This window comes from Streptomyces sudanensis, assembly GCF_023614315.1.
In the GTDB taxonomy this organism is placed as follows: domain Bacteria; phylum Actinomycetota; class Actinomycetes; order Streptomycetales; family Streptomycetaceae; genus Streptomyces; species Streptomyces sudanensis.
The window spans coordinates 4,383,738-4,391,066 of the sequence record NZ_CP095474.1 but is presented as its reverse complement, the minus strand read 5'-3'; the positions used below and the strand labels follow the sequence as shown (position 1 = coordinate 4,391,066).

General features: G+C 76.6%; 4 protein-coding genes and 1 pseudogene. 2 read left to right on the top strand and 3 right to left on the bottom strand.

Translation table 11 applies throughout. The annotated features are described in order from the left end of the window. Positions 1-204: 204 nt before the first annotated feature. On the bottom strand, positions 205-951 hold the full coding sequence (locus MW084_RS20275) for a DUF4232 domain-containing protein (RefSeq protein ID WP_010471427.1): 747 nt from the start codon (positions 949-951) through the stop codon (positions 205-207). A 206-nt stretch (positions 952-1,157) separates the two neighbouring features. Here MW084_RS20275 and MW084_RS24655 point away from each other — a divergent pair. Then, positions 1,158-2,120 (top strand): annotated as a pseudogene (locus MW084_RS24655) (AfsR/SARP family transcriptional regulator); the annotation flags it as partial. A gap of 2,376 nt (positions 2,121-4,496) precedes the next feature. Here MW084_RS24655 and MW084_RS20270 read toward each other — a convergent pair. Then, on the bottom strand, positions 4,497-4,760 hold the full coding sequence (locus tag MW084_RS20270; RefSeq protein ID WP_078571771.1) for a hypothetical protein: 264 nt from the start codon (positions 4,758-4,760) through the stop codon (positions 4,497-4,499). A 283-nt stretch (positions 4,761-5,043) separates the two neighbouring features. After that, positions 5,044-5,853, bottom strand: a complete 810-nt coding sequence (locus tag MW084_RS20265; protein ID WP_010471421.1) for an SGNH/GDSL hydrolase family protein — start codon at positions 5,851-5,853, stop codon at positions 5,044-5,046. 381 nt (positions 5,854-6,234) lie between these two features. Here MW084_RS20265 and MW084_RS20260 point away from each other — a divergent pair, with 381 nt between their 5' ends. Further along, the gene (locus MW084_RS20260) at positions 6,235-7,326 is read left to right on the top strand and encodes a DUF5925 domain-containing protein (RefSeq protein WP_010471420.1); all 1,092 of its coding nucleotides are present in this window, start codon (positions 6,235-6,237) and stop codon (positions 7,324-7,326) included. The last annotated feature ends 3 nt before the right edge of the window (positions 7,327-7,329 follow it).

The following is a 7,329-nucleotide window of genomic DNA, read 5'->3' as shown; positions in this document are numbered from 1 at the left end:
AGAGGAGGACGCGGGCGCGGGAGGGTCCGGGGCGCCCGTTCCGGCGCACCGGTCCACCGGGGTACGGCCGTGCGACGGGGTCACGGCCCGCCGGGTGCCGGGGGGCGCCTCGCGGGCGTCGGCCCGCGGGGCCGGGCGGCGCGGCGGGACGGTGTCCCCGCCCCCTTCCGGCCCTTCCGGCTCCCCGCACGCCGGTCCGCGGGGTCAGCCGACCTTGCCCACGGGGCTGATCTCCAGGCTGCCGCCGTCGCCCGGGTCGCCGGTGACGGGGAGCGATCCCCCGGGCCAGGGGACGGTGGCCTGGGTGGTGTCGTCGGGGGCGGTGACGACGATCGTGGTGGGGCGGACGCCGGTGCCGCCCGAATTGTTCTTCGGATAGTGGATGTTGAACGCGGCGGTCTCGCCGACGGCGAGGACGGTGGAGGGGGCCGCGTCGCCGTTGCGGTCCGCGGACAGGGTGTCCCCGTCGCTCGTCCTCAGGTCGACGCCCGCGTAGCCGCTGATCCTGCAGGGGCCGGATCCGCTGTTCCTGAGGCTGACGGTGACGACGCCCGCCTCGTCGTCGGTGGAGTTGTCGACGGCGTCGATCCGCAGCCCCCGGGTGCGGCAGATGCCCGTCGTGCCGTCGGAGTCGGAGCCGCCGCCCCCGTCGGCACGGCCGGAGGGGGAACCGCCCGAGGAGGAACCTCCGGAGGAACCGCCCGAGTCGGAGCCGGAGCCGCCCGAACCGGAGGTGTCCGAACCGGCGGAGGAGCCGGAGGTGTCCGGACCGGCGGAGGAACCGCCGCCCGAACCGGACGTGGTGGAGCCGGTCGCACCGCCGACGGACGCCGAGGGCGCGGTCGGCGTGCCGGCGCCGATGTTCTCCTCGCCGTTGCACGCGGTGAGCGACAACACGGCCGCGAGGCCCATTGCCGTGACGACTGCCTTGCGGGTGTGCTTGCCGGGCATGTGAGGTGCCTTTCCGGGTGGAGCGGCCCCCGTTCGTTCCGGGGGCGGGTTTCTCGGGCCACTCTCGCCGTCGGCGCTAACGTCTCGGTAACCTCTCGCTGTCACGCCCCGTACGGTGCCGGTGCGGCCCTCACGGAGGCGGCGAGGGCGGCGCCGGGCGACGCCTCGGGCGGGACGCCCGGCCGGGAGGCGGGCCCGCCCGCCGCATGTCGTCGCCTCCCGCCGGCAGTGGCACAGGACGAGGAGACGGCGGACCCGTGACGAGCGCAGACGGAAAGGCCGCGGGCATCCGGCCGGCGGTCCCTCCCCGCGAGGGGAGCCGGACGCCGGGTGCGTCCGCGGACGGCACCATCCCGATGTTCACGCTGCTCGGCCCCGTGGGGCTGCGGACGGCCGGTGGCCGGGTGCTGACCGGTCCGGGGAAGCGCGCCGGCGTGCTCGCCGTGCTCCTGCTCCACGTCAACCGGACGGTCAGCCCCGACCTGTTGACCGGCGCCCTGTGGGACGAGGAGCCGCCGCGCCACAGCCGTACCGTCGTACAGGGGCACATATCGCGGATCCGCGCCGCGCTGGCGGAGGCGGGCGCGCCCGCGTGGGGGATCGAACTGGCGACCCTCGGCGGAGGGTACGAACTGCGGGCGCCGGGCGAACACGTCGACAGCCACCGGTTCGCCGCCCTGACCGCGCAGGCCCGTGAGGCGGACGCGGCCGGCGCCGCCGCGCTGCTGCGCCGCGCACTCGGCCTGTGGCACGGGGCGGCGCTCGCCGGCACGGCGGGCACCCGTGTGCTCGCCGCCGCGGCGCAGGCCCTGGAAGACGCCCGTCTGACGGCCGTCGAGAACCTGGGGACGGCGCTGCTGCGGTCACGCAGCGCCCCCGAGGCGGTGGCCCTGCTGCACCCGGAGGCCGCCGCGCACCCCCTGCGCGAGAGCCTCCTCGCCGTGCTGCTGGAGGCCATGGCGGCCTGCGGGCAGCGGTCCTCGGCGATCGAGGCGTTCCACCGCACCCGCCGGCTGCTCAAGGAGGAGCTGGGCGTCGAGCCCGGACCCGCCCTGCGCGGCGTGTACGCCGACCTGCTGGGCCCTTCCCACCGGGCGGGCGGCGCCTGGACCGCGCCGGCCCCCGGCGCCGCCCGCCCCTACCCCCCGGAAGCCCGGCGTCCGGCGCCCNCGCCCGCGGCGCGCACCGCCCCGGGCGGGAGACCCGACCTGCTGCCCCGGCCCCCGGCCGGGTTCATCGGGCGCGCACCGGAGCTGCGGCGCCTCACCGCCCTGACGACCGGCCCCGCGGACGACCCGGACGCCTGGGCGCCGCCCGTCGTCCTCGTCACCGGCCCGGCCGGTGTCGGCAAGACGTCGCTGGCGCTGCGCTGGGCGCACCTGCACGCCGCCCGTCACCCCGACGGGTGCCTCTTCGCCGACCTGCGCGGCTTCAGCGCGAACGGCGAGGCCGACGGGATGCAGGTGCTGCGCATGTTCCTCCACGCCCTGGGCGTCCCGGCGCCCCGCGTGCCGGACACCCCCCAGGCCGCGGCGGCGCTGTACCGTTCCCGGGTCGCGGACCGCCGGTTGCTCGTCGTACTGGACAACGCGCGCGACTCCGCGCAGGTACGGCCGCTGCTCCCCGCCGGCCGCCACTGCACGACACTGGTCACCAGCCGCAACCGCCTCGACGGACTGGTCGTCACGGAGGGCGCCGAGTCCCTGCGGTTGCGGGAGTTCCCCGCCCGCACGGGGGTCGCGCTGCTGAGGGCCGTCCTCGGCGAGGCCCGCGTGGCGGGTGAGGAAGCCGAAGCGCACCGCCTGGCCCGGTTGTGCGACGGGCTGCCCCTCGCCCTGCGGATCACCGCGGCCCGCCTGCGGGCCCGCCCCTCCCTGCCCCTGCGCGTCATGGCCGACGAACTCGCCGACGAGCAGCAGCGCCTCCTCCTCCTGCGGGCCGAGGACATGTCGGTGGCGGCGACCCTCGGGATCTCCGTCGCCCGGCTGACGGCACGGGACACCGCGATGTTCCACGCCCTGGGCCGTTTCCCCGGCCGCGACTTCGACGACTGGACGGCCGCCGCCCTCGTCGGCCTCCCCCGCACGGAAGCGGGCGAGAGCCTGGACCGGCTGGGCGCCGCCCACCTGGTCCACGAGGAACGGCCCGGCCGCTACGTCCTGCACGACCTGGTGCGCCTGTTCGCCCGCGACGCGGGAAGGGACGACACCGCCGAGGCCGACGCCACGCGGCGCCGCCTCCTCGACCACTACGCCCGCACCCTGCGGCACGCGGTGGCGGTGGTGGACCCCAGCGGGGACCCGCCGGTCCCCCTGCCCGCGCGCACCGGCGCGGAGCCCCGGGGGCCGCGCTTCGACGACAGCGCCCAGGCGCTCCACTGGTACGGCGCCGAACACGAGAACCTCCTGGCCGCCGCCACCCTCGCCCTCGCCGCCGCGGCCGGCGCCTCCCCCGACGCGGAGGACCGCCGGCGGGCCTGGCTGCTGCCCGCGCTGCTGTGGCCGCTCGTCGTGTGGCGCCCGCACGGCGGCTGGACACCGGTGCTGGAACGGGCCCTGCGAGCCGTCGGGGACCCGCCCGACCCGGCCGGCTCCCGGCCCGGGGACACCGCCGTGCCCGTGGCGCGCGCCCGGCTGCACGCCGCGCTGGGCCGCCTGTACGCGGAGACCGGACGGCTGCCCGAAGGGGGGCGGCACCTCGCCGTGGCGGCCGCGCTGCTGCGTCACCACGCGCAGCACGCCACCAACGCGCAGGTGCTGATGATGCTCGGCAACGCCCAGGCGCGCCTCGGCCGCCTGGAACGGGCCGACCACGTGCACCTGCGCGCCCTCACGTCGGCGGTCGAGGCGGGCGTCTGCCCTCCCGGCATGCCGGCCCACTACCGGCGGGCCCGGCTCGCCCTGGCGGAGCACCGGCTGGAGGAGGCCGCCGACCACTTCGCCCGCTCCCTCGCCCTGGCACCGGCCGACCAGTACCAGTTGTGGCGCGCCTGGATGGCCGGCGTCCACGGCCGGGAGCTGCGCCGCACCGGCCACCTGGCCGAGGCACGCGAGCACCTCCTGCACTCCCTGGCCCTCGCCCGCCGGCACCACCTGCGGGCCCACACCGCTCAAGTGCTGTGGCAGCTCGCCGAGATCGCCGGGGACCTCAGTGACCCCGAGGCCGCCGAGGACTACCGGCGGCAGGCGGAGGAGGAGGACGGGCGCATCCTCAAGGGCCGATGACGCCCTCCCGGCCACCGCGGCCCGGCATCCGCGGCGGGTGGGCGCCCGCCGGGCGCTCCGCGGGCCCGCCGGGAGCGCGGCCGGGCCCCGTCGGCGCGCGCCGGGGCCGGGAGGCGCACGGGTGCGGCGCCGCGTGCGCCCCCGGTGGCTCGGGAGGGGGCGCTTCGGCGCCGGAAGGGCGAGGGCTCGTGGGGCGGCCGGTGCGGGTGGAGTCGAGGGGCGGGNTGCGGTCCCGTCGGGGAACGGCTGGGTGGGAGCCGCCCCGCGCGGGCGCCGTCGTACGGACCGCCCGGCCGGGTTCCGCGCGTGGTCGGGGCCGTCTCAGCCGTGGTTGCCGAAGAGCGAGCGGCGCAGCCGGCTCAGCGGCGCGAGGAGCGAGACGCGTGCGCTCTTGCTGCGGTGCCTGCGTGCGGCGTCGCGCGTCGTCAGCTCCAGCATCAGGGAGGTCGCCTCGGCCGTCTCCCGCTGCGGTACGGCGGGACCGCCGAGCACGGAGAGGTGGCGGTCGAGACGCGAACTGGCCGCGCTGCTCCCGCAGGTGATGGCGGGCACACGTGCCCTGCTGCGCATTGCTATCTGTTCCATGAACACTCCCCACCCGTACAAGGGCACCCGGCCCGGGCCAACGCTAACCCTATCGTCCCCGCCTTGCGGCCGTGTATCCCGGTGTCGCGACTCGCCGTCCGGACAAGGGGGTTGGCGGTGACCCTCCGCGTCCGCCCGGTCGCGGCGCCGGGCGGCGCGCGCCCCGGCGGGTGGAGCTCCTCGACGGCCCGTCGCCGTCCGGCCGGCGCCGGGACTCCGAAGGCGCCGGCCGGGCGGGGCGGTGTGCCGGGATCCGTCGCGGCGACGGGCGGCGGAGCAGCGCCTAGGCGGCGTTCCTGAGGACCGGGAGGTAGCCGCCGGACTGGCCCGCGGCCGTCGGGTGGTACGACTCGGTCATGTTGAGCCAGTTGACGCTGTGCAGCCACGACGCGCCGGAGCAGATCTCGTGGCCGGTGAAGGTCGGGACGACGCTGCCGAAGACGAATCCGTGGCCGGCGGCCCGCCTGGCGATGGCGGCGTTGAGGTGGTCGGCGGCGCCGTTGATGGCGCTGCGCTCGTTCTCGGTCAGCCCGGCGATGCAGGTGCCGTTGAGCTGGTAGAAGCGGGGGTAGCCGAGGACGACGACCCGGGCGGACGGGGCCTTGCCCCGGATGGCGCGGTAGACGGTGTCGAGGCGGCCGGGCAGCGTCGTGTCGACGTAGCTCTTGGCCGTGTTGACGCGCTGGATGCAGGTGGCCTCGGACTGCGTGACGCAGGTGGTCATGACGTCGGCGAAGCCCGCGTCGTTGCCGCCGACGGTCAGGGAGACGAGGTCCGTCCCGCTGTTGAGGGGGCCGAGCTGATTGGCCGTCACGTCGGTCGTTCTCGCGCCCGAGCAGGCGGTGAAGGCGAACGACGAGGGGGCGTTGGCGGCCGCCCAGAGGGCGGGGTAGGCGCGGGGGGTGCGCAGGCAGGTGCCGCTGGCGCTGTCGTAGGCACCCGCTCCGACGCCGGAGGAGTAGGAGTCCCCGAGGGCCACGTAGTCGACGGCGAGGGCGGAGGAGTCGGCCTGCGCGGCCCCCGCTCCGGTGAGTGTGAGGGCGGCGCCGAGGAAGAACGAGGACACGAGCGCGGCGATGCGGGACGTTTTCATGGAACCCCCTGTTGCAGGATGTCGGCCTGCCCTTTGGTAGCAGCGAGACGTGGTCATGCCAATAGCCGCGACGGCGGCCGCCCGCGCGCCCCGCAACCCGGGGCGGCGCCCCACGCCGCTTCCCGCACCCTCCCCCCAACTCCTCCGGGCGTCCTCGCACTTGACTGACCAGCACATTTTTCCCGCACGTCCCGCCGGGCGCCCTCGTATCGGAACGCCGCGGCGGTTGCCCACTCCCCTGCGGCACACCGGCCCTTCACCCGTACGACGGTCAACTTTCCTCCGTCCGTACCGCCTCCGCGGGGCGGTACGGACGCGGCGGGCGGCGCGGCGGGGCCGAAAACCGGTGCGGTCCCGGCCGGGGTGCCGGATCATGGGCCCATGTCAGCCAACCCGCAGGACGCCCTGCCGATCCGGCTCACCGTCGACGACAGCGACTCCCCCTCCGACGTGGTCGACGCACTGTTCCTCGGCCGCTTCGCGACCGGCGAGCAACCGCATTCGCGCAGCCGCAGCCTCGACCGGGTCAGACCCGGTTCGACGCTGCTCCCGCCGGGCGCGACGGTGCTGCGGTCCGCCCGCGCCGACGACCGCAGCGCCGTCCTCGCGGAGGGCGAGGGCTGGACGCTGCTGGTGTCCCGGTGGAACCGGGGCGCCGACGTCACGGTCACCGCCGTCGACGACGGCCTGGCCGAACGGGTCCTGGACCAGGCGACGGACGGCGCCCTGGACGAGCCGGAACCGCGCCCCGGTGACGTCGCCATGGGCTTCTGGTACCTGTCGCCGCGGCGCGGCCCGCACCGGACGACCCGCCAGATCGCCGCCGGCGCCTGGGCCGACGTGCGGTCCAACTACACGGCGCCCGTCGCGGACGCGCTGGACCGGTTGATGGGGGTCACCCCCGGGGACGTCACGGGCCGGCTGCTGCTCCTGCACGGTCCGCCCGGTACGGGCAAGACGTCCGCGCTGCGCACGCTCGCCCGCGAATGGCGGAACTGGTGCCAGGTGGACTGCGTCCTCGACCCGGAGCGGTTGTTCGGGGACATCGGCTACCTGATGGACATCGCGATCGGCGAGGACGACGGCACCGGGCGGAGCCGGTGGCGGCTGCTGCTCCTGGAGGACTGCGACGAGCTGATCCGCGGCGAGGCCAAGCACACGGCGGGGCAGGCCCTGTCCCGGCTGCTGAACCTGACGGACGGGCTGCTGGGGCAGGGCCGCAACGTCCTCGTCGGCGTCACCACCAACGAGGACCTGGAGCGGCTGCACCCGGCGGTCGTCCGGCCCGGACGGTGCCTGGCCCGCATCGAGGTCGGGCCGCTGACCCGTGCCGAGGCGGTCGCCTGGCTGGGCGGGGAGGGGGACGTCGGCCGGGACGGCGCCACCCTCGCCGAGCTGTACGCCCTGCGGCGCGGCTCCGGCCCCACCGCCCTCCCGGAACCGCGGAACGCGGGCGCGGGACTGTACCTGTAGGGG

What these genes read in the sequence shown, in the direction of transcription:
- MW084_RS20270 (WP_078571771.1), bottom strand. Translation starts at nt 4,760, where the DNA reads ATGGAACAGATAGCAATGCGCAGCAGGGCACGTGTGCCCGCCATCACC.
- MW084_RS20265 (WP_010471421.1), bottom strand. Translation starts at nt 5,853, where the DNA reads ATGAAAACGTCCCGCATCGCCGCGCTCGTGTCCTCGTTCTTCCTCGGC.
- MW084_RS20275 (WP_010471427.1), bottom strand. Translation starts at nt 951, where the DNA reads ATGCCCGGCAAGCACACCCGCAAGGCAGTCGTCACGGCAATGGGCCTC.
- MW084_RS20260 (WP_010471420.1), top strand. Translation starts at nt 6,235, where the DNA reads ATGTCAGCCAACCCGCAGGACGCCCTGCCGATCCGGCTCACCGTCGAC.